The sequence below is a fragment of the Pseudomonas sp. GW704-F2 genome (genome assembly GCF_059423025.1).
This window is the reverse complement of the sequence record NZ_JBWKXO010000020.1, coordinates 92712-114565: the sequence shown is the minus strand read 5'-3', so window position 1 is coordinate 114565 and position 21854 is coordinate 92712. Positions and strand designations below refer to the sequence as shown.

Sequence of the window (21854 nt, the reverse complement as noted above, 5' to 3'; positions counted from 1 at the left end):
TTCGGCCCCAGCGAGTCCATGAGCAACAAGCCGATTACCGAAGGCGCGAAGCATTTCGACTACAAGCCCGATGACAGCGAGCCGGGGAAAAAACCGGAGAATATCTGGAGCGGCTTCAGACAGGGGCCGGACGGCAATTGCGTGACGGTTTCGGCGATTAAAGCCGCCATGATGCAATTTGGCGAGAAGCCCACCGACGTCTTCAAAGAGGTCAAGGAAATGGGTAATGGCTACTCTGTGACCATGCGCGATGGTGTCAAGGTTGACCTGACCAAGGATGAAGTGCGGCTGGCTGCCACCCATGCACGTTTCCAGGGCGATGACCCGAAAATGATGACCAACGCCAATTTCATGTTTGCCGTCAGCGCAAAACGGGCGCAATTGGAAAACAACGATGGCACTGCCGGGCGCAGCTTTCTGGATGGCATACGTACCCTCAATGATGGCGAGTACACGCGGGAAGGGTTGGACCGTCTGGGCTTGCGCAAAAATTACCGGCAGGCCACGGATGCCGACTTGCGAAGCAGCAAGGTGGGGACGGTGGAGTATGGCGGTCATTCGATGGCGGTGATCGATGGTCGGATTGAACTGTGGGGCAAGCGGGGCGGGGTGCCCCGGGCGGGGATTGCGACCATATTGTTCGACGACTGACGAGCCTTTGCCCAGGCAAAAGAAAACCCCGATAAACCCAACTGCAGCAAGGGGTTATCGGGGCTTTTCAAATCCCGGGCCATCAAGCCCGGAACGTGCTCAGCTTATTGGCAAAAGCGTTATGTATAGGTGCGTATACATCTATTTTGCGCCATAAACACAAGGATTTTCAGGTTTTATGCCGCGCTTCAATCAAAAAAACGTATACATTTACGCTTTTTTTCGCCCCGTGTAGCAGAGAAAGTATACGAAAAAACGGCGCAATTCACTCATCGGAATTTTTATCTTCTCGAGTCATTTTATCTCAATTTTTGGGCGCAATTATTCAGCTGAAATACGGACACACTATAAGAAAAATTTAGCTACAGTATGATGCTAGCCGAGCTGATTTTTCCTAGCTTCTGGCGAGTCAACCACACAAGGATGGTAGCCGTGCCAACAACTGCGTATTCAACGTACTTCCGTTGTGAGCTTGATGTGGAGCAATTGCTAGCGAAAATGGGTAAGGGGTCATCTCCTGTTCCATTGCATCAATTAGACGGCCTAGATCCTCTTTGGAGAGAGTGGATAAAGAAGGATATTCGATGTCCATCATGTGGCGTCGCTGGAGCTACCTTGATTAGTGGGGCTGTAGCTAAACGCTCCGGTAAGGCCTTGCGCCAGGCTCACTTTCGATTTCAAGCCGGGGAGCATAATAATGGGCATCTCCGTTACTGTGATTTTGAACTCGCCGACCGTGAAAGTAAGGGAGTGGAAAGTCTGGTTGCATTGGGCGGGCCGAGAAACAGAGAAACACGGTATATAAGGTATTTGGTTTGTATTGGCATAGAGCAAGGAATGTTCTCTCAAGCAGACATTCGAGCCATGAGGCAATGGTTTTTCGAAAATAAGCAAAAAAGTAGGTTTGTTGTAACTTGTGCCGAGGAGAATATTGACTATATTACTTCTATGCCCTCATCTAGGGCGCCTGCATTAAGTGAATTTTTCCCACCCTATGGTGAAATACCGTCGTTTAATTGGCGTCATGCTGCTATAAGTAGATTTATTAGAGATAATGGGCCATGGCTTACTCAGCTTGACAGTCTCAAAACCAGCTCTCAAGTAGCCAATCGTGCCAAGGAACTAATAACTCGTTATAAACAATCATCAATGTTTGATGTGTCTATTCTCCAGCCGTATTACGGCTCTACTATAGAGTTGGCCGTATTTTTCGCTCGTGAGTGTCCCGAGTTTGGACTGCAAAATAAATATCACGCTATTCGATGGGGTGCGAGTTCTAACGCATTGTTGGCGTTCTGCGCACTTTTGCTTTATGTCACACAATGGAAGTTTGAGTCCGCAATTGCTTTGATGGGAGCAATTATGCAGTCCCCCGAACCGAAGGATCTCTTGGCAGGGAATATAATTGGTTTGAATCCTTTTCATGATTATGCAGCTTGGAAGTTAATTCGAGATGCTAGTGATATTTCGGTAAAGTGGTCTGTACTACCAACGTACAAAGAAGGTATTGATGCATCGGAAGTGGCGTTGCGTGAGGAGCACAGGCTCTGGAAATTAACTCAAATATAGGCGTGGTTACTTTGCTTTATAGTTCGCTTGGTGTTGGTTAGGCGGATTTAAGAAGATTTATAACTAATATGAGCATGGAGGCTATATGCGCATAACGAAATTGCTGGTGGAAAACTTTAAGAGCTTCAAAGAGCGGTTTGAAGTTGAGTTTACTGAAGGGCTAAATATTGTTGTTGGTGATAATGAAGCTGGAAAGTCTACAATACTTGAAGCTATAAATCTCGCATTGACCGGTTTTTACATCAATCGCCCACTAAGGGGGGAGCTGAATCAGTATCTTTTTAATGAGGTCTCGGTCAGAAATTATCTTGATAGTCTAAAAGGTGGCGCGCCGGAATCACCGCCACAAATCCTTATTGAGCTATACCTCACGGATGAGGAGCCTATGCTATCGGGTGACTTCAATAGGGATCGAATTGCTTCGTCAGGGATTCATGTCTCAATAGAGTTTAACGAAGAGTATCGTGCGGAGTACGAGGCGCTTATCGCTGCTGGCGAGCTTAAAACTCTTCCAATTGAGTATTATCATGTAATTTGGAAGAGTTTTTCTAGGGAGTTGATTACAGCTAGAAGTATACCTATAAAGTGTGCGTATATAGATTCTACATCGGCGCGGTATCAAAATGGCTCTGATGTCTATATAGGCAGAATTGTCAAAGATTTGCTATCCCCCGAGGAGATCGTAAGTGTATCGCAATCTCATAGGCAGATGAAAGAAACCTTTATGGGAGCGCCAGCGATTGATGCGATAAATAAAAAAATAACGGTTGCTAGTAGGATTACAGACAAGGAAATCAAAATTTCAGTCGAGCTTTCGTCCAAGAATGCTTGGGAAAGTGGATTGATGACTTATCTGAATGAAATTCCTTTTCACTTTATTGGGAAGGGAGAACAGAGCATTGTTAAGACTAATCTTGCGCTGGCTCATGAGAAAGCGAAAGAAGCAAGTGTTGTGCTTATTGAGGAACCGGAAAATCATCTTTCACATTCAAAACTCAATCAGCTTATAAATACGATAAAAATTAGTTGTATTAAGAAGCAAGTGATTGTTACAACGCATAGCAGCTTTGTGGCGAATAAATTGGGCTTGAACTCCTTGATATTGTTAGATAATAAAAAAACATTACGGCTGAATAAATTATCGCTTGGTACTTGGTCTTTTTTTGAAAAGATTTCGGGTTATGATACATTAAGACTTGTTCTCTGCAAAAAAGCGATATTGGTGGAGGGTGACTCAGATGAGTTGGTGGTTCAAAAGGCATATAAGGACATCCATGGAGTACTACCTATCGAGAATTGCGTTGAAGTAATTTCCGTTGGTATTTCATTTTTACGCTTTTTGGAGATAGCAGAAAAGCTAGAAAAACAAGTGAGCGTTGTGACTGATAATGATGGTGATGTCCCTGCGCTTCTGAAGAAGTATAGCGAGTATTTGGGGGCTAAGAAGAAGCCTTATATTGATATATGCTATGATAGTGTTGTGGATGTCGGCGCGCTAATGATTGGCGGGAAACCATTTAATTATAATACTCTTGAGCCAAAACTTCTTAAGTCTAACGGGTTGGCAAAAATGAATTTGGTGCTAGGGACTGCCTATCTCGATCATCAAGGGTTGCAAGTCCATATGAGGGCAAATAAAACAGAGTGTGCTCTTAAAGTGTTTGACTCAAAACTCGAAATTGCCTACCCAGATTATATCTTGGACTCAATAAAATGAATCGATTAGTGATCGCTTCAGCAGGGTCGGGAAAAACTAATCTGATAGTGAAAAGTGCAGTCGACGATGCAAAAGCTGGTAAGCGCGTTTTAATCACAACATTCACCGAAGCATGTGAGCACGAGATTCGTTCGAAAATTATCCAGCTTAATGGATGTGTCCCAGCCAGTGTTGATATTATTACGTGGTTTTCCTTTTTGATAAGGCATGGTGTAAAGCCTTTTCAGGGGTGTCTTTTTAATTTTGATACCAAAGGCATGCTTTTGGTAAGTGGAAGATCAGGGTTGAAGTTTCAAGGTAAAATGTTCCCTGTGTATTGGGGAGAGGATGATTTTGAAAAGTTTTACTTTACCGATGATAAAAGAATATATTCTGATAAGCTGGCCCAGCTTGTAGTAAGGTTGCAAGAAAATTCAAAGGGGTTGGTTTTTGAACGGATTAGCCGTTGCTATGAAAAAATTTATATAGATGAAGTGCAAGACCTGGCCGGCTACGACCTTGAAGTATTGGATTTGCTTTTTAAAATAGATTCTGACGTGCTATTGGTAGGTGATCCAAGGCAGGCGACCTATGCTACTAATAATTCTAGAAAGAATAAGAAGTATGTGAAGTCAGCTATTGTTAATTTTTTTCTTGATGAAAGGCTTGGTATAGATATTGACGATACCTCTCTTCAGGTTAATCATCGGTGTGCCCCCGCCATTTGCGATTACTCCAACAAACTTTTCCCAAACATGAATCCTGCGACCTCTGGGAATCGAGATGTTACGGGTCACGATGGAGTTTTTTTAGTGGTTAAAGAAAAGTTGGGGCAATACCTTGAATCTTTTCAACCGGTTCAATTGCGTGACAGCATCAAAACAGAGACTGACTCGAATTATAAGTCTATGAATTTTGGAAAGTCTAAAGGGCTGACCCTAGGTCGTGTACTTATTTATCCATCCGCACCGATGGTGAAATGGATGTGCAATAATGACACAGAGTTAACACAAGCTGCCCGAAGCAAATTTTACGTCGCTCTAACTCGAGCCAAAAATAGTGTTGGGATTGTAGTGTCAAAAACAGAAGTTAAGAAAATCACAGATTTAGATGTGTATGAGTAAAGCTATTTCGATTGCTTGCCTCGTAAAATTCAGCGTCTCGTTACCTTTCAATTGACTAAGGCCTGAATACAACTCATCAAATATTATCCATGAGGCACGTCATGTCTAAACTCGCCGAATTCCGCCAACTCGAAAAAAAACCTCGCCGAACTGCTCCAAGCTCTCGAGGTGCTGAAAGGTGATGCTGGCCTCAAGAAAGAAATCGAATTTGAAGCCAAGCTGCGCGCTCTGCTTGCCGAACGTGATCAACCGTAAGTGATCCACCAAGTACACCTACTACCGGATGCAGCTTGCGTTTACCTTGGCATTTCCGGTGAGCAGTTCCACGACAACAACGCTTCGTAGTCATCTACCGACGAGGCATGCGGCAAACGCTCCAGTACGTGGCGCAGCCACGCATAGGGCTCCTGGCCGTTAAGTGTCGCGGTTTCGACCAGACTGTAAATCTGCGCACTGGCGGTGGCGCCTTTGGGCGTGTCGCTGAACAGCTTCCAGCAACAAAACCTAAGTTAGGCACCTGAAGAGCAGACGAAAACATCTCGCTGAGCGTATTCCTGTTCGAGCTGATCACATTTGCGTCATCAGGCTCAACTCCTTTCAGGACTTGATAAGCCTCAGCTGTCAGCGGCATCCACTCACTCGCACCTGGTGGAAGGTATGCCTGCTGCCCTTGGTACGCGGGTGAGAGAGGGATTACAGGCAGTCGTGGTAGAAGGACAAGTGGAGGTGCATCGACTGGCATAGAACACGATCCTGTGTTGTGAAATGAAAGCGATGCAGCCCCGGTCTTTCACCGTTTCCAAGCTGCCGGTGTTGATATCTGTTTGGCATCATATCGCAAGCGGACTCAGCTACGTATGGCGGATCGCCTACACCAGAGCCGCGTCAGATAAGGAGTCCAGGGCACTGGACGATAACCCGTCGAGGGTTTCTAGGCACCTTGCAAAGTTGCGTGCTTGCGGGTTTGTGAATACGAGTTCCACCTATCGAATCTCTTTCGGTTTCGCGTACGGCAGGTGCGTGTCGAGATCGTCTAGCGTCAGTCCTCTGCGGACGGCGTTATGGCCCCATCGTACAAACTGTTCAAGAAGGGCACTATTTTCGCGGTTCAGCCGGTCTACACGTGCCTCCAACAGGCGAACGCGTTCTAGAGCTTTTTCCAATTCCACGGCACCGTGATGCGTTTTTATCCCATCTCCGTCTCTTGAGAGTTCCTTCGCACGATCCCAAGCGATCTTTATGCGAGAGTGCCTGAGCATGGCGGCCTTGGTGTACTTATGCCCTACGTCAACTTCAAGCATCGCTAGGTAGCGATCCCAAGTTAACTTGCCAGCCCAGCCATCCAGTAGGCGAACAGCTTTCTCAATGCCGGTGTCGGTTAGCTTCGGTGCGCCCATCAGAAAACCCCCAGTTGTATCAGCAGTTCTTCATCCTCGTCCGGGGCTCTGTCCGCAGGCTGCATATCGATAGTTTGAGCCTCGATGTTGATAACTCTGACTGCTTGCGCCAGACCTGCCTTCGATTGCGAGTTCTCGCTCGGCGGCAGTGTTAGTAGCGTGCCATCTGGTATCGAAGGATCGTTCATCATTTCGAGCACAAGGCGCCACCGTTCGAGTTTCGGCTGATTTAACTTCAACCATCTGGTGGCTCCAGGCTGACCCTCTTCTACCGCCCTCTCGGCATCGGCAACTGCCTTCACGTGAAGATTTTGTTGAAATATAGCCTCGGCATAATGCCGCGAATCCCCTTTCACGAACGTATGCTCAGTGCAACTGATGCAATCCTTATCCTTTGGGCAGGGCGCAATTGCGTAATCATGGCGGCAAATACCATAGCGGGTGCGGTGCGTGGCTCCCAGCTCAAGGCGCAGAGCATCATCGTGCGTCAGTGCGTGATGGATGGCGATCGACTCCACTTTGGCCTTTAGATGCCCTTCCACGCTCATTGGGCGCGCTTGGCCCCCTAGCTTAAGGTATGCCTCAATGAAGGCCTCCTGAGGCAAATGATCGTACCACTCGTTCTGCTTAATGCTCTTTCGGCCAGACCAAAATGCGATTAATGCCTCACTGAGATGCTTACTCTGGGCGAGCGTATTCAGCAGGTGCCGAAAATGATGGGTAGTGATGGTTACAGGGCTGCCATCAAGATTCACATGGCCGTTGCGACTGAAGACAGTTTGTCCCCCGGGGTTGGAGCCGAGCTGATTGTTGAGCTGACCCGTTGTTAACGGCGTGGGGATATTCAGCAGAGGTTCCGCCTTGGGCATCAAAATGTTCAGGGGGAACATAAACAGGGCTTCATGCCACTTAAGACCCGTATGTCCATCTAAAATTGGGAAAATGCGGGGCAGCTTTGCGAGCACGAATTTTTCGAGTGAAGAGAAGTCATACAGGCCTACCCAATGGGGTTGAGATGATGAAGGCCTCATACGGGATTTATCAGTGCAACGCTCAGGTACTGGAACGAGGCCATAGTAACCGGCATTGCCGGCGTAGATTTTTCCCTTCTTGCCTAGTATGAATGCTACTTCATGCAGCGTGAGCGGCAGATCGCGAAGATGTTCAGTGCCCGGTGGCAAATAAAGCTTTCCTGGATTGCGTGCGTACCATGCGGCTGCAACTCGGGCGGGTGCCCCGAGGTCTGCGAGATATTTCACTGTGGTTTTCACTACTTCTTCAAATTCATCCGCCGCCGAGAATTTAGTTATGGCGCCTGCACCCTTTGCAGGCGACCAGGATATACCTAATAGTAAACCTTCTGCCGAGTCAGCTATGCGTAGGCAGTTCAATGGAAGACTCAAAATTTCGGCGGATCGACTAGGGGCGTACATTGCCAGCGTTACAAAGCAAGTGGTGATTCGGTCAGAAACGTGTGTGCTATTATGATGAATATCCGCAAGGGCTAGAATCGTCTCGACGGAAGGGAGTCTTTTCGATTCTTTTGGTGAGGAATTTGTCGTAATTCGGTCGTTCCTTACAGGCGCCTTATATGCAATGGGGCTCCGCCATTCTACAAGGATAGGTGTTAGTCGAGCTGGGTTGATGATGTCAGTCACAATTCTTTCGAGAACGCGCGCTACGCCCCATGCGTCTTTATAGCGTGCCTTGGTCATCTCCGCCGCAGCATCCATTATGTATGGGGTCAATTGTGTTATGCAAGGTTCAAGATTGGCGTTAATCAAAGCTTGTTCGATGGCTTGTAAAGCATAAATATATCGGTTGAGATTGGCTGATTGGAATCGGCGTATAGTCTCGCTGAGTGCGGATTTTGCAAATTCAAGAAATGGTTCTTTGAATGGTATTCTTACGATAGGCTGACTGCGCGATTCGTCTCGAGCAGATCTAAAGTGAATAACTCTTTTAGCCTTGCCTTGAGCTCTTCCAATCTTGAGCGTGGTGATATCCCAGCTACAACTTGACCAGTTGATTTCTTTGAGGGGAAAGTTTCTTTTGGCATGTTCAGCATACGCCTTAAGATTTTCCTTGGCGCTGAGCTCATCTCTGCCGATGAAGTGTGCGATATTGCCCATTTAAATTTCTTCTTCCGATTTTTTTCTTAGAGCGATGATTTGCCGAATCGCTGACATAGCGCTGTGATTTATTAGTCGAATTTTCGGCTCTTGCTCAAGTTCTTGATCGGCAACAAGTTCAGCCATCAAAACTTCCCATGGAGCGCTTAGTAATGGTTCAAAATGAGCGCATCCTGCTAGGCATGCGATGGGGGCGTTTTGATAACACGCTGCCCGTGTACCGCACGCCCCAACTGGCTGGCCCGTCAGCCTCATAAAGTCGGTTATAACCGCATCAGGATCACCGGCCCTGGAAGCCTCGTTAAGCCCCCTAATAGTTTTGCCCTGAAATGCGTTAGCGAAGAAGGCCATCTCCGCTCCTACGGCGTCTCGAATGGGCTTTTGGAGCTCAGGCATAGAGGCTCTATAATATTGGATACATGACGTGCTTCGATGCGTTAACAAACGGGCCACTTCATAGTCCGAGGCACCCTGTGCCAGCGCTCTCGTCCCCAGAGTATAGCGAAAGCGGTAGGGCGTAATTGGCGTCCTAGTCCCTAATCGCTCGGATAGAGTGTCTAATCCTTGAATCACCGAGACCATTCGAATGGAAAGAGCCCCAGAGGATGCACAGTTAAACAATGATGTGTCGTCGCTCCGAGCTCTTGTCGTAGGACTTTCCAGGTAGCTGATCAGGCATTCAGCGAGCACCGAGGGGGCTCGGCGTGACCAAAACTCTTGCGATGATGTCTTTTCACCTTTTATAAGTGGGATTCGAAGAGTAACCTCGATGCCTTCTCTGCTATGTACGATCACATCGGACTTCTTCATTCGATGAGCTTGTGATGGTCTCACTCCAGTACCAATAAAGAACCAGCAAATAGCGTAATCGGTCAGTGAGATTCCGCCAGTAGAATACGCACGGTGAAGTTGACTATGAATATTGTGGATTTCTTGCTCGGTAAAAGCGCCCCTCTCAGGGTCGTTTGTAATGAGCCCATAGTACGAGCCTTGGCCCCTTTCTTCCCATCTGTGAGGATATTTAAGAAAGTCCACAACTTTTTCTGTGAGTCCAGGGAGTTTGAGCGCGGATATCCTGCGCAGCAGAGGGACAACAATTCCCCTATAGCTTGCAGGTATTTCGTTAAGGAGGTTGAGTTCGCTTATATCGATGCTCGATTTTGCGCGCATCTGCGGTAGCTCAAGCCATTTTTTTACTGCGTAAAGAGTGGCTATGTTGTAGCTAAGGCTATGGGTCGAAAGTGTAGTCTTTATGCTCGTGAAGATGCTCTTGTGTAGCGAATTTTGTAACTCTAACGCATCGAACCTCAAAGATTTGTTGTTTCCGTCGGTGTCGCAGATGTCGTAGGCTTCGCCCATGTTAACTTGAATAATGCGTCCATCAAGTAATACGAGCTTGTTGATTGTGCGGACGGAATCGATAAGGTTCAGAGCCTTTTGGGCTGTGCTAGCAGTCATCTAGGCTTTTCCTCTTTATTCCTGATATTGTTAGCGAGTTCTTCAGCAATTCGGTCCGCTTTCTCGCGTATATGCCGTCTAGCATATCGCTCAGTCATATTCGAATTCTTGGCCCAGCCGTTAATACGATTTCTAATTTGTTTTTCTGCTTCTGGCTTCATCCGCTGCTCAGGGGAGAGAGCGTCGATCTTTCGACTTAGCCTATCATTCCAGGTTCTTCGCAAAGCGTGTGGCGATACATCATCGGGGAGGCACATTTTTCGGCGCACCTCTCTGAATATCAAATTGATTGCGCCAAGAGAGATGTGCCCACCTTCAGCGGTTGTGAACAAATACCCGTGTCTCCTAGCCTTTACCGGGATTTTTGCCCAGTAAGTCATGATGAAAGAATGAAACTCATTTGATGACCGTTCAGAGATTGGAAGAGTTCTAGCTATTGTTTTGGATACCCGAACCTTGACTCTGTTGGATGCGTGGTCAATGTCCTCCACGCGTAGGTAGCGCAGTTCACTTCGTCTCATAGCTGTTTCTGAGAACAGCCAGTACATCAGGCTGTTTCGATACTGATGAAAAGAAGATTGAAATGGGTTTGATTTAGAACCAGGCGTGAAAGCGTCATCTAACACTCTCATTACGTCCTCTCCAAGCCCCTCCAAAGCGTCACCGTCATCAGATGACACCGTTCGAGGCTCTAGAGCTCGCAAATTGACGATAGCCACTTCTCTGGCCGAAGTGAGGTTCTGTTGAAGCTTGGCAGAGGCATTGGGCTTGATTCGCTCATGGTTGAACTGCAAGAAGTTGGCTACCGTTCGAATACGGTAGCTGCCCTCTACTGGCGAAATCATTGTTCGCGGCACGCTAAGACTGGCCCTTGGTCGCACTTGCTCCAATCGAGTGATCTTCTCGACCTTGGAGTTAACCGACTGAGCGACGATTCGATCTTGTGCCGCGCGATCAAGTCTTAGGAAAAAGGCCAGGTCTTCGCATTGCTCAATCGAAAGGAATTCTTCGGAGCATAGTGCTTGATGAAGATCGAGTTTGCGAGCGAACGCCCAGAGATACGCCATGCCAATCGAGCGAAGCACCTTTTCAATGGTGGTGGCGGCGGAGCCGACATCTCGATAGCGGAGCGTTGTGTAGATATTCGGAAGGAATAGTGGCTGTCCTTCGTTATCGACCAGAACCACCATGGGCAATTGGTCTGAGGCGAGAAAGGATCGAACAGAATAGCTTAGCAATGTATACGATTCCGACCTGTGAGCTAGATCGGGCAGAGACTATAGGAAGGATATACAGTAAGTAAACCCTCCAAACCCCTGTATTAGAGGCTTGGAGGGCGGCGATTGAGCTACAATCTATACGTTTAGAAACCTATGACTGCTATTGGCAGGCTTCGCAATCCGGCTCGTCGATCGCGCAGGCTTTCGGCACGGGGGCCGGGCCGGCCGGTGCGGCGAGCACCGAGTCATCACCGTGGTTGCCGCTGGAAACCGCGTTCAGCTTGCCGGTGTTGATGGTCGACTTCTCGGTGCTGGTCGCGGCCAGGGCACGGAGGTAGTAAGTGGTTTTCAGGCCACGGTACCAAGCCATGCGGTAGGTCACGTCGAGCTTCTTGCCCGAAGCGCCGGCGATGTACAGGTTCAGCGACTGCGCCTGGTCGATCCACTTCTGGCGACGGCTGGCGGCGTCAACGATCCATTTGGTGTCCACTTCGAAGGCAGTCGCGTAGAGCTCTTTGAGTTCTTGCGGGATGCGCTCGATCTGCTGCACCGAACCGTCGTAGTACTTCAGGTCGTTGATCATGACCGAGTCCCACAGGCCGCGGGCTTTCAGGTCGCGAACCAGGTACGGGTTGATCACGGTGAATTCGCCCGACAGGTTCGATTTCACATACAGGTTCTGGTAGGTCGGTTCGATCGACTGCGACACGCCAGTGATGTTGGCGATGGTCGCGGTCGGTGCGATGGCCATGATGTTGGAGTTACGGATACCTTTCTGCACACGGGCACGCACCGGCGCCCAGTCCAGGGATTCGTTCAGGTCAACGTCGATGTACTTCTGGCCACGTTGCGCGATCAGGATCTGTTGCGAGTCCAGCGGCAGGATGCCTTTGGACCACAGCGAACCCTGGAACGTCTCGTAGGCGCCGCGCTCGTCGGCCAGGTCGCAGGAAGCCTGGATCGCGTAGTAGCTGACCGCTTCCATGGACTTGTCGGCGAACTCGACCGCTGCGTCCGAACCGTAAGGAATGTGCTGCAGGTACAAAGCGTCCTGGAAGCCCATGATCCCCAGGCCGACTGGACGGTGCTTGAAGTTGGAGTTCTGCGCTTGTGGCACCGAGTAGTAGTTGATGTCGATCACGTTATCGAGCATGCGAACAGCGGTGTTGACAGTGCGCTCCAGCTTGGCGGTGTCCAGCTTGCCGTTGACGATGTGGTTCGGCAGGTTGATCGAGCCCAGGTTGCAAACGGCGATCTCGTCCTTGTTGGTGTTCAAGGTGATCTCGGTGCACAGGTTCGAGCTGTGGACCACGCCTACGTGCTGCTGCGGGCTGCGCAGGTTGCACGGGTCTTTGAAGGTCAGCCATGGGTGGCCGGTTTCAAACAGCATGGACAGCATTTTACGCCACAGGTCTTTGGCCTGGATGGTCTTGAACAGCTTGACCTTGCCTGGGTACTCGGTGAGGGCTTCGTAGTACTCGTAGCGCTCTTCGAAGGCCTTGCCGGTCAGGTCGTGCAGGTCCGGCACTTCGGATGGCGAGAACAGGGTCCACTTGCCGTCGTCGAAGACACGCTTCATGAACAGGTCAGGAATCCAGTTGGCGGTGTTCATGTCGTGGGTACGACGACGGTCATCGCCGGTGTTCTTGCGCAGCTCGATGAACTCTTCAATGTCCATGTGCCAGGTTTCCAGGTAGGCACATACAGCGCCTTTGCGCTTGCCACCCTGGTTGACCGCTACGGCGGTGTCGTTGACGACTTTCAGGAACGGTACGACGCCCTGGGACTTGCCGTTGGTGCCCTTGATGTACGAACCCAGTGCGCGCACCGGCGTCCAGTCGTTGCCCAGGCCGCCGGCGAATTTGGACAACATGGCGTTGTCGTGGATCGCGTGGTAGATGCCCGACAGGTCGTCCGGCACGGTGGTCAGGTAGCAGCTCGACAGCTGTGGACGCAGGGTACCGGCGTTGAACAGGGTCGGCGTGGACGACATGTAGTCGAAGGACGACAACAGGTTGTAGAACTCGATGGCGCGGTCTTCTTTGTGCTTCTCTTCAATCGCGAGGCCCATGGCCACGCGCATGAAGAACACTTGCGGCAGTTCGAAGCGGATACCGTCCTTGTGGATGAAGTAACGGTCGTACAGGGTTTGCAGGCCCAGGTAGGTGAACTGCTGATCGCGCTCGTGGTTGATCGCCTTGCCGAGTTTTTCCAGGTCGAAGGTGGCCAGGACCGGGTTCAGCAATTCGTATTCGATACCCTTGGCGATGTAGGCCGGCAGGGCCTTGGCGTACAGGTCGGCCATCTCGTGGTGGGTGGCGCTGTCGGCCACGCCAAGGAAGCCCAGGCCTTCGGCGCGCAGGGTGTCCATCAGCAGGCGCGCGGTGACGAACGAGTAGTTCGGCTCGCGTTCAACCAGGGTACGGGCGGTCATCACCAGGGCGGTGTTGACGTCGGTCAGGGCCACGCCGTCGTACAGGTTCTTCAGGGTTTCGCGCTGGATCAGGTCGCCGTCGACTTCTTCCAGGCCTTCGCAGGCCTCGGTGATGATGGTGTTCAGGCGGCCCAGGTCCAGCGGCGCGAAGGTGCCGTCGGCCAGGGTGATGCGGATCGATGGGTGCGCCTGTATGGCGGCTTCGTCGGCCGGGGAGCGAACGGCACGTTCCTTGGCGCGCGAATCACGGTAGATCACGTAGTCGCGGGCGACTTTCTGCTCGCCGGCACGCATCAGGGCCAGTTCGACCTGGTCCTGGATTTCTTCGATGTGGATGGTGCCGCCCGAAGGCATGCGACGCTTGAAGGTCGCGGTGACTTGTTCGGTCAGGCGGGCAACGGTGTCGTGGATGCGCGACGAGGCGGCAGCGTTGCCGCCTTCAACTGCAAGAAACGCTTTGGTGATGGCGACGGTGATTTTGTCATCGGTGTAAGGAACGACAGTGCCGTTACGCTTGATCACGCGCAGTTGGCCGGGTGCAGTGGCGGACAGATCCATATTCGAATCAGCGGCCTGCGGCACGGAGCCCTGCGGGTTCTCGCGAGTTGTGTCGGTTTGCATGGGGGGTTGTCTCCACATTCTATATTTATTTGGGCACCATCACGGTGCCCACCGTTCCGTCCTGAAGCACTTACAGCAGGCCTTGGCCTGGCATAACAACTTCGGGACAGGAGGAAGGGGGGCTTATCGCGCCGCTTCCATGCCGAAGTCTTCGGTTTGGCGCTCAAAAGCGCCTCGCCGTATTCCTGGTGGGTGACAGTTGCCCGGTTCAAGCACTGCAACACCCGTACCGTTTTGCGCTGTTGGAGCGCTAAAACGATTGCCATCCGCATGAGCGGTTTGGGCTTTCAAAAAATGCTGGAGTTGGACCAAACAGGAGCAAGAAAGGGCTTGAGTTTCTTGTCTGATTTGTGTTTGGTCTTTTAGTTCAAAACCCTACATGTAGGGTTTTTTTGGCGCCGAGGTACAAGATAATGCGTTTTTGGAGGCTTAGCAATCCAGGGGCTGTGGATAACGCTGTGAGTAAAATGTGTATGAAACGTAGAATGCCCGTGTAGGCCGCAGTACTGCGGGACCGCGCCGTTTGTCACTGAATATTCCAAGAAAAAAACGGCTCTTTGGATTTTTGAGGGCGCGAACCCTATCACAAAAAAACCGCATCACCGAATGCATTTCCTGGCTTGTGTTCGAGGGTTGGGGCATGGCTACAATCGATCATTGTTATGCCCTCACAACATTACAAATAAGGTGTGGCTGGCGAAGATCAACCAATCCCCTAATAACAACGAGGATTACCTGTGGAGCATGAAGCCTGGCAAATCCTGATCGTCGAGGATGACGAGCGATTGGCCGAGTTGACCCGTGATTACCTGGAGAGCAACGGCCTGCGCGTGTCGGTGGAAAGCGACGGCGCCCAGGCTGCGGCGCGGATCATCGCCGAACAGCCGGACCTGGTGATTCTCGACCTGATGCTGCCCGGCGAAGATGGCTTGAGCATCTGCCGCAAGGTGCGCGAGCGCTACGACGGGGTGATCCTCATGCTCACCGCGCGTACCGACGACATGGACCAGGTATTGGGCCTGGACATGGGCGCCGACGACTACGTGTGCAAACCCGTGCGCCCGCGCCTGCTGCTGGCGCGTATCCAGGCCCTGTTGCGCCGCAGCGAGCCGGCGGAACCGGCCGTCGCGCAAAACCAGCGCCGCCTGCAATTCGGCCCGCTGCTCGTGGATAACGCCCTGCGCGAAGCCTGGCTGCAGGGCGAGGGCATCGAACTGACCAGCGCCGAGTTCGACCTGCTGTGGCTGCTGGTGGCGAATGCCGGACGCATCCTGTCGCGCGAAGAAATCTTCATCGCCCTGCGCGGCATCGGCTACGACGGCCAGGACCGCTCGATCGACGTGCGTATCTCGCGTATCCGTCCGAAGATCGGCGACGATCCGATCCACCCGCGCCTGATCAAGACCGTGCGCAGCAAAGGCTATCTGTTCGTCCCCGAAGCCGCTGCCGACATACCGCTGTGAACTCGATCTTCCTGCGCATCTACGGCGGCATGTGCGCGGCGCTGATCCTGGTGGCGCTGCTGGGCGTGCTGGCGTTGCACCTGCTCAACGACGTGCGCAGCGGGCAGTACCGCGAGCGTCTGGCCCACGGCACCTTTGCCTTGATGGGCGACAACCTGCAACCCATGAGCGCGATCGAGCGCCAGCGCGCACTGGCGGTGTGGGAGCGCCTGTTGGGCATTCCCCTGATGCTGCGCACGTACACCGATGCCCAACTGGATCTCGGTCAACGCACCCGCCTGCAGCATGGCCAGGTGCTGGTGCAACAGACCGGCCCCCATGCGGCGCGGGTCCTGCGTTTGGTCAGCGAGCAAGATCAGTTGGTGCTGGAAGGTGAAGTGCAACAGATCAGCGAGCAATTGGCGCGGGCGACGATCTACCTGTTGGCCGACGAGTTGGTGCGTTTTCCGGTGGCCGAGCAACCGCAACGCCTGGCGGATATAAAGGAAGCCAAAGGGTTTGGCTTCGAGATGCACCTGATGGCCCTCGATCAGGCCGATATGGACGACGACCAGCGCCGCCGCGTGTCGGAGGGCGATACGGTGATGGCGCTGGGCAAGGGCGGCGACTCGATTCGGGTGTTTGCCGGCATGGTCGGCACGCCCTGGGTGCTTGAAATCGGCCCGTTGTATCAAATGAACCCGTACCCGGCGCAATGGTTGATCCTGATCGCATTGATCGGCCTGACCCTGATTGGCCTGATCGTCTATCTGTTGGTGCGTCAGCTCGAGCGCCGGCTCAGAGGTCTGGAGGCCGCTGCCACGCGCATTGCCAAAGGCAACCTGGAAGTGCGCGTGCCCGCGCGCGGCGCCGACTCGGTGGGGCGCCTGGCCGCCGCCTTCAATGGCATGGCCGAGCACCTGCAGCAGTTGCTCGCGATCCAGCGCGAACTGGTGCGCGCGGTGTCCCACGAGTTGCGCACCCCGGTGGCGCGCCTGCGTTTCGGCCTGGAGATGATCGGCGAGGCCGCCACCCCGCAGGCCCGGCGCAAATACCTCGAAGGCATGGACAGCGATATTCAGGACCTCGACGGCCTGGTCGACGAAATGCTCACCTACGCGCGCCTGGAGCAGGGCGCGCCGGAGCTGAATTTCCAGCGGGTCGACCTCAATGCGTTGCTCGACCAGGTGATCGGCGAATTATCGCCACTGCGCCCGCAGGTCAGCGTGAGCCGTGGTATCTGCCTGTCATCGGTGCATTGGGACGATGCCTGGGTCGATGCCGAACCGCGCTACCTGCACCGCGCCCTGCAGAACCTGGTGAGCAACGCCATGCGCCATGCCCAGGGCCGGGTGCTGATCAGTTACCAGGTCGGCCAGGTGCGCTGCCGCATCGATGTGGAAGACGATGGCCCCGGCGTACCGGAAAGCGCCTGGGAACGCATCTTCACGCCGTTCCTGCGCCTGGACGACAGCCGTACCCGCGCCTCGGGCGGGCATGGCCTGGGCTTGTCGATTGTGCGGCGGATTATTCATTGGCATGGCGGGCGGGCATTGATCAGCAAGAGCAACAACCTGGGAGGGGCGTGCTTCAGCCTGAGTTGGCCACGGGACCAGGATAAATCCTGATACTGCTATCGGGAGCAAGCCGAACCCTCGCACCGCCCCTCTTGGAATGCATTCCAGTGTGGGAGGGGGCTTGCCCCCGATGACGCTCGATCAGACGCCGATTGCTACAAGGCTCAACAACTGATCCCCATCCACCGCAAATTGCCCAACCAGTTCCGTGCCGTGGCACCACTCGCCGGACAACTCCGTCAGCAGCCGCAACCGCATCTGGCCGTGCTCGGACCATTCCACCACTTCGGCATGCTCAAAGTAGAAGCGTTTTTGCACGATCGGGTAGAGCGCCTTGAACAGGCTCTCCTTGGCCGAAAACGTCAGTGTCACCAGCCGCGCATGTTGCTCACGCGGCAACCTGGCCATGCGCTGCAACTCATCGGCGGTGAGAATTTCTCCCGCCAGGCGTTCCGCGCGCTCCAGGCTCAGGACATTTTCCAGGTCCATCCCCAGCCCGCGCCATTGCGCCTTGTGCCCGACGATCGCCGCCGCGTGCCCGCTGCTGTGGGTGATGGAGCCGCTGATGTGCGGCGGCCACACCGGCGCCCGGTCTTCGCCGATTGCCGGCACGCAGTCCAGGTTATCGAGTTGTTGCAAGGCGGCGCGGGCGCATAACCGCCCAGCGAGAAACTCCGCCTGGCGCTTGGCCACCGAACGCTGGATGCTCGCCGGCGGCGGCACCGCGCTGCGTTGGAAATCACCGGCGATCAACAGGGCCGGATCAAAACGCGTACTGAACAACACCGTGCCCGGCAAGGGATCGGGCAGTGGCCAATGGGCGTCGAGTGGGGTGCAGCAAGCGGGTAGGGGCGTCATGGGCGGTATTTTGCCGAGTTGGCGCGCCAGTGGATAGTCCGTAGCGGTTCAGGCCAGGTTCAGAGCCTGTTCAGGGGGAGTTCAGGGGCGCTTGCGTAATGTGGACCTACAGTCTACGTGGAGGTAAGTACCATGACTGCAATCAAGAAGCTGATGTTGGCGTTGACCATGTTCACTGCCACCGCCGGGGCGCAGGCCAGCGATGGCGCCTTTGCGGCATTCGGTAGCGAGAGAACCAAGAAATCCAGTACGCTGATGCAGCGTGTGAGCTTCGAGGCGGTGCGCAGCCAGGCCGCGCCTTGGGGCCAGTCGCTGGGCTCGAGCAGCCCGCAGGCGACGTATCGTGCCGGTTATGAGCATCTTGGTGGCCAATACAATGGCATTAAACTGCGCCCGCAAGACCTGCAGGGCCGCTATGATATCCCTCTGTCGGACAGTTGATTTGCTTTGGAGAGCCTTATGAAATTGCTGGTCGTGGAAGATGAGGCTCTGTTGCGTCATCACCTGTATACCCGCCTGACCGACAGCGGGCACGTGGTCGAAGCCGTGGCCAACGCGGAGGAGGCCTTGTACCAGACTGGCCAATTCAACCATGACCTGGCGATCATCGACCTCGGCCTGCCCGGCATGGGCGGTCTTGATCTGATCCGCCAACTGCGCGCCCAGGACAAGACCTTCCCGATCCTGATCCTCACCGCTCGCGGCAACTGGCAGGACAAGGTCGAAGGCCTGGCCGCCGGCGCCGACGACTATGTGGTCAAGCCGTTCCAGTTCGAAGAACTGGAAGCGCGGATGAACGCGTTGCTGCGTCGTTCCAGCGGCTTTACCCAATCGACCATCGTCGCCGGCCCCTTGCTGCTGGACCTCAACCGCAAGCAGGCCTCGTTGGACGAGCAGCCCCTGGCGCTGACCGCCTACGAGTACCGGATTCTCGAGTACCTGATGCGTCACCATCAGCAGGTAGTGCCCAAGGATCGCTTGATGGAGCAGCTCTACCCCGATGACGACGAGCGCGACCCGAATGTCATCGAAGTGCTGGTCGGCCGCCTGCGCCGTAAACTGGAAGGCCCGGGCGGGTTCAAGCCGATCGACACCGTGCGCGGCCTGGGCTATCTGTTCAATGAGCGCTGCCGTTGATTCGCTCGTTACGTGTGCGCTTGATGCTGGCGGCCGCCACCCTGGCCGTGCTGTTTATGCTGGGTTTGTTGCCGGCCATGCAGGGCGCGTTCAGCCTGGCCTTGCAGGACTCGATCGAGCAGCGCCTGGCGTCGGACGTCACCACCTTGATTTCGGCGGCGCGGGTCGAAAACAACCGCCTGCAAATGCCGGCGCAGTTGCCGGACGAACGCTTCAACCTCACCGATAGCCGGTTGCTCGGTTATATCTACGACCGCGAAGGCCATCTGGTGTGGCGCTCGCGGGCGACCCAGGAAGAAAACATCAACTACAGGCCGCGCTATGACGGGCGCGGTAATGAGTTTGCGCGGATTCGCGAGGGCAATGGCCAGGAATTCTTCGTGTATGACGTCGAGGTCAAGCTGCTCGGCGGCAAGAGTGCGGCGTTCAGCATCGTCGCGCTGCAACCGGTGCGCGAATACCAGTTGACCCTCGAAGGTCTGCGCGAAAACCTCTACCTGGGCTTCGGCGCGGCGTTGCTGGTGTTGCTGACGTTGCTCTGGCTGGGCCTGACCTGGGGCCTGCAAGCGTTGCGGCGCCTGAGCCAGGAGCTGGACCAGATCGAAGGCGGCACCCGCGAAAGCCTCAGCGAAGAACACCCGCGCGAACTGCTGCGCCTCACCGGGTCTCTCAACCGATTGCTGCACAGTGAACGCGAGCAGCGTACCCGCTACCGCGACTCCCTCGACGACTTGGCCCACAGCCTGAAAACCCCGCTGGCGGTGTTGCAGGGCGTGAGCGAAGACATGGCCCTGCGCCCCGAAGACCGCGACCAGGCCTGGGTGCTGCAATCGCAGATCGAACGCATGAGCCAGCAGATCAGCTACCAGTTGCAGCGCGCCAGCTTGCGTAAAAGCGGCCTGGTACGCCATCAGGTACGCCTGCAGCCGGTACTGCAAAGCCTGTGCGACACGCTGGACAAGGTCTACCGCGACAAGCACGTCAAAGTGAGCTTCGTATTGCCGGACGCGTGCGATGTGCCCATCGAAAAAGGCGCTTTGCTGGAACTGCTCGGCAACCTGCTGGAAAACGCCTACCGCCTGTGCCTGAGCGAAGTGCGTATCAGCCTGGTGGAAAGCCTGGATGGCATCGAACTGTGCATCGAGGATGACGGCCCCGGTGTGCCGCCCGACCAGCGCGCGCGGATTCTGCAACGGGGCGAGCGGCTGGACCGCCAGCACCCGGGGCAGGGGATCGGCCTGGCAGTGGTCAAGGACATCATTGAAAGCTACGGCGCGCGCCTGACCCTGGGCGACTCGCCTTTGGGGGGCGCGGCGTTCAAGATCCACTTTCCGACCGTTTGACCTTCCTTGAGTGGCGCCTGCCTAACTCTCCTGTGCCCGATAAGCCCCCGGCGTCAATCCCGTCCACTTCTTGAACGCCCGATGAAACGCCGACGGCTCGGAGAACCCGAGCTGCTCGGCAATTTCCTGCAATGACAGATCCGCGCGTCCCAGGTGGTAAATGGCGATGTCCCGCCGCAGCTCATCCTTGAGCGCTTGAAAACTGCTGCCTTCTTCACGCAGATGTCGGCGCAGGGTCTGCGGGCTGATGTGCAGGTGCTGGGCAACGGCGTCCAGGTCCGGCCAGGGTGTGCGGTCACGGCTGAGCAGGCGGCGGATCTGGCTGCTCAAACTGTCGCCTTCATCGGGACGCGACAACAAGTCGGCGGGGGAGCGCTGCAGGAAATGCTTGAGGGTGCGCTCGTCCTGCAGCAGCGGCAGGCTCAAGTAACGCGCAGGAAACACCAGGCTGCTGTTCGGTGCGTCGAACACCTGCGGGCAGGGAAACAACAGGTCGTATTCGCTGGCGTGGGCCGGCATCGGGTAGCTGAACGTGGCCTGCTGCAGGCGGATGCGCTGGCCGATCAACCAACTGCCGAGGCGATGCCAGATCAGCAGCAGGGATTCGCTGAGAAAGTGATCCGGGTCCCCGAGCTGGGAGTCGTCCAGGCTCAAGCGGGCCATTTCGCCTTCCCGTGTCAGCTGCCAACGCGGACCTTGTGGGAATAGGCTGTAAAACAACAGGCCGCGTTCGAGTGCCTTCTCCAGGGTGCGGCAATGGATCAGCGCGTGGCACATCATGGCGAACGTGCCGCGCTTGCTCGGACCTTCGGCAAAGCCCAGGTATTCGTCGTCCAGCGCGAGCCAGAGCATTTGCAACAGCCGGGTAAATTGTTCCGGGGCGATGCGGGCGCGGGGTTCGTTCAGCAGTTCCGGGGTGATGCCCACCTGCTGCAACAGGCCCGAGTAGTCGTAGCCGGCCCGGCGCGCACCGCCGAGGGCCGCTCGGGCGTAGTGACTGGCGATGGTACGTTCGCGCATGCAAGGGCCTCGTCCATGGAAGGGCGGATGGTAGCCATCACCCGCTACAGCGACAAGGCGGATATCCGCCAAATTGTAGGACGAGATACGGCGAGTTGGCGGAAACCCGCCATGCAATGGACGGCGCTCAGACGCGCCTTGATCCCTCCAGCCCTCATGTCTAGGGGGCTTCAGG

General features: G+C 54.3%; 15 protein-coding genes and 4 pseudogenes. 11 read left to right on the top strand and 8 right to left on the bottom strand.

Annotated features, from left to right (window positions below; genetic code table 11):
* The 5 genes and pseudogenes from AC07W0_RS18230 to AC07W0_RS18210 all read left to right on the top strand — a co-directional run.
* Positions 1 to 651: pseudogene (locus AC07W0_RS18230) on the top strand (hypothetical protein); the annotation flags it as partial.
* A 432-nt stretch (positions 652 to 1083) separates the two neighbouring features.
* Entirely contained in the window at positions 1084 to 2220 is a 1137-nt protein-coding gene (locus AC07W0_RS18225) for a hypothetical protein (RefSeq protein ID WP_146013188.1), read from the top strand.
* An 85-nt stretch (positions 2221 to 2305) separates the two neighbouring features.
* A complete protein-coding gene (locus AC07W0_RS18220; protein ID WP_102618395.1) occupies positions 2306 to 3937 on the top strand; it encodes an ATP-dependent nuclease in 1632 nt (543 codons plus the stop codon).
* Positions 3934 to 5040, top strand: coding sequence for a UvrD-helicase domain-containing protein (locus AC07W0_RS18215; protein WP_102618396.1), 1107 nt, complete (start codon positions 3934 to 3936; stop codon positions 5038 to 5040). The genes AC07W0_RS18220 and AC07W0_RS18215 overlap by 4 nt, the downstream gene beginning before the upstream one ends.
* Before the next feature lie 101 nt (positions 5041 to 5141).
* Positions 5142 to 5280 (top strand): annotated as a pseudogene (locus AC07W0_RS18210) (transcriptional regulator); the annotation flags it as partial.
* 56 nt (positions 5281 to 5336) lie between these two features.
* Here AC07W0_RS18210 and AC07W0_RS18205 read toward each other — a convergent pair.
* Positions 5337 to 5528: pseudogene (locus AC07W0_RS18205) on the bottom strand (transposase domain-containing protein); the annotation flags it as partial.
* A gap of 277 nt (positions 5529 to 5805) precedes the next feature.
* Between AC07W0_RS18205 and AC07W0_RS18200 the strand changes: the two are divergent.
* Positions 5806 to 6003, top strand: a pseudogene (locus AC07W0_RS18200) (hypothetical protein); the annotation flags it as partial.
* Positions 6004 to 6023: 20 nt separating this feature from the next.
* Here AC07W0_RS18200 and AC07W0_RS18195 read toward each other — a convergent pair.
* From AC07W0_RS18195 to AC07W0_RS18175, 5 genes are all read right to left on the bottom strand, one after another.
* Positions 6024 to 6437: a hypothetical protein gene (locus AC07W0_RS18195; RefSeq protein ID WP_102618397.1), complete on the bottom strand. Its 414-nt coding sequence runs from the start codon at positions 6435 to 6437 to the stop codon at positions 6024 to 6026.
* Positions 6437 to 8569, bottom strand: a complete 2133-nt coding sequence (locus AC07W0_RS18190; RefSeq protein WP_102618398.1) for a hypothetical protein — start codon at positions 8567 to 8569, stop codon at positions 6437 to 6439. Before AC07W0_RS18190 ends, AC07W0_RS18195 begins: the two co-directional genes overlap by 1 nt.
* Complete coding sequence (locus tag AC07W0_RS18185; protein WP_102618399.1) at positions 8570 to 10027, bottom strand: site-specific integrase; 1458 nt, start codon at positions 10025 to 10027, stop codon at positions 8570 to 8572.
* Positions 10024 to 11217 (bottom strand): tyrosine-type recombinase/integrase, encoded by a 1194-nt coding sequence (locus AC07W0_RS18180; RefSeq protein WP_173677831.1) that lies wholly within the window; start codon positions 11215 to 11217, stop codon positions 10024 to 10026. Before AC07W0_RS18180 ends, AC07W0_RS18185 begins: the two co-directional genes overlap by 4 nt.
* A 190-nt stretch (positions 11218 to 11407) precedes the next feature.
* A complete protein-coding gene (locus AC07W0_RS18175) occupies positions 11408 to 14302 on the bottom strand; it encodes a ribonucleoside-diphosphate reductase subunit alpha (protein ID WP_046489252.1) in 2895 nt (964 codons plus the stop codon).
* 737 nt (positions 14303 to 15039) lie between these two features.
* On the opposite strand from AC07W0_RS18175, the gene AC07W0_RS18170 reads away from it, so the two are divergent.
* Positions 15040 to 15765, top strand: coding sequence for a response regulator (locus AC07W0_RS18170; RefSeq protein WP_102618400.1), 726 nt, complete (start codon positions 15040 to 15042; stop codon positions 15763 to 15765).
* Entirely contained in the window at positions 15762 to 17372 is a 1611-nt protein-coding gene (locus AC07W0_RS18165; protein WP_046489255.1) for an ATP-binding protein, read from the top strand. The genes AC07W0_RS18170 and AC07W0_RS18165 overlap by 4 nt, the downstream gene beginning before the upstream one ends.
* A 90-nt stretch (positions 17373 to 17462) precedes the next feature.
* On the opposite strand, the gene AC07W0_RS18160 is transcribed toward AC07W0_RS18165, so the two are convergent.
* Positions 17463 to 18179, bottom strand: a complete 717-nt coding sequence (locus tag AC07W0_RS18160; RefSeq protein WP_102618401.1) for a 4'-phosphopantetheinyl transferase family protein — start codon at positions 18177 to 18179, stop codon at positions 17463 to 17465.
* 132 nt (positions 18180 to 18311) lie between these two features.
* Between AC07W0_RS18160 and AC07W0_RS18155 the strand changes: the two genes are divergently transcribed.
* Genes AC07W0_RS18155 through AC07W0_RS18145 form a run of 3 tightly spaced genes read left to right on the top strand, consistent with a single transcriptional unit; the run spans position 18312 to position 20659 of the window.
* Positions 18312 to 18620, top strand: a complete 309-nt coding sequence (locus AC07W0_RS18155) for a hypothetical protein (protein WP_102618402.1) — start codon at positions 18312 to 18314, stop codon at positions 18618 to 18620.
* Positions 18621 to 18638: 18 nt separating this feature from the next.
* A complete protein-coding gene (locus AC07W0_RS18150) occupies positions 18639 to 19316 on the top strand; it encodes a response regulator (protein WP_046382350.1) in 678 nt (225 codons plus the stop codon).
* A complete protein-coding gene (locus AC07W0_RS18145) occupies positions 19313 to 20659 on the top strand; it encodes an ATP-binding protein (protein WP_102618403.1) in 1347 nt (448 codons plus the stop codon). Before AC07W0_RS18150 ends, AC07W0_RS18145 begins: the two co-directional genes overlap by 4 nt.
* 21 nt (positions 20660 to 20680) lie before the next feature.
* Here AC07W0_RS18145 and AC07W0_RS18140 read toward each other — a convergent pair whose 3' ends face one another.
* Positions 20681 to 21679 (bottom strand): AraC family transcriptional regulator, encoded by a 999-nt coding sequence (locus AC07W0_RS18140; protein WP_046382352.1) that lies wholly within the window; start codon positions 21677 to 21679, stop codon positions 20681 to 20683.
* Between the last annotated feature and the right edge of the window lie 175 nt (positions 21680 to 21854).

Bases quoted from the DNA above. Each gene is read 5' to 3' on its own strand.
- AC07W0_RS18220 (WP_102618395.1), top strand. From the start codon at position 2,306: ATGCGCATAACGAAATTGCTGGTGGAAAACTTTAAGAGCTTCAAAGAG.
- AC07W0_RS18215 (WP_102618396.1), top strand. From the start codon at position 3,934: ATGAATCGATTAGTGATCGCTTCAGCAGGGTCGGGAAAAACTAATCTG.
- AC07W0_RS18195 (WP_102618397.1), bottom strand. From the start codon at position 6,437: ATGGGCGCACCGAAGCTAACCGACACCGGCATTGAGAAAGCTGTTCGC.
- AC07W0_RS18190 (WP_102618398.1), bottom strand. From the start codon at position 8,569: ATGGGCAATATCGCACACTTCATCGGCAGAGATGAGCTCAGCGCCAAG.
- AC07W0_RS18185 (WP_102618399.1), bottom strand. From the start codon at position 10,027: ATGACTGCTAGCACAGCCCAAAAGGCTCTGAACCTTATCGATTCCGTC.
- AC07W0_RS18180 (WP_173677831.1), bottom strand. From the start codon at position 11,217: ATGGTGGTTCTGGTCGATAACGAAGGACAGCCACTATTCCTTCCGAAT.
- AC07W0_RS18175 (WP_046489252.1), bottom strand. From the start codon at position 14,302: ATGCAAACCGACACAACTCGCGAGAACCCGCAGGGCTCCGTGCCGCAG.
- AC07W0_RS18160 (WP_102618401.1), bottom strand. From the start codon at position 18,179: ATGACGCCCCTACCCGCTTGCTGCACCCCACTCGACGCCCATTGGCCA.
- AC07W0_RS18155 (WP_102618402.1), top strand. From the start codon at position 18,312: ATGACTGCAATCAAGAAGCTGATGTTGGCGTTGACCATGTTCACTGCC.
- AC07W0_RS18150 (WP_046382350.1), top strand. From the start codon at position 18,639: ATGAAATTGCTGGTCGTGGAAGATGAGGCTCTGTTGCGTCATCACCTG.
- AC07W0_RS18140 (WP_046382352.1), bottom strand. From the start codon at position 21,679: ATGCGCGAACGTACCATCGCCAGTCACTACGCCCGAGCGGCCCTCGGC.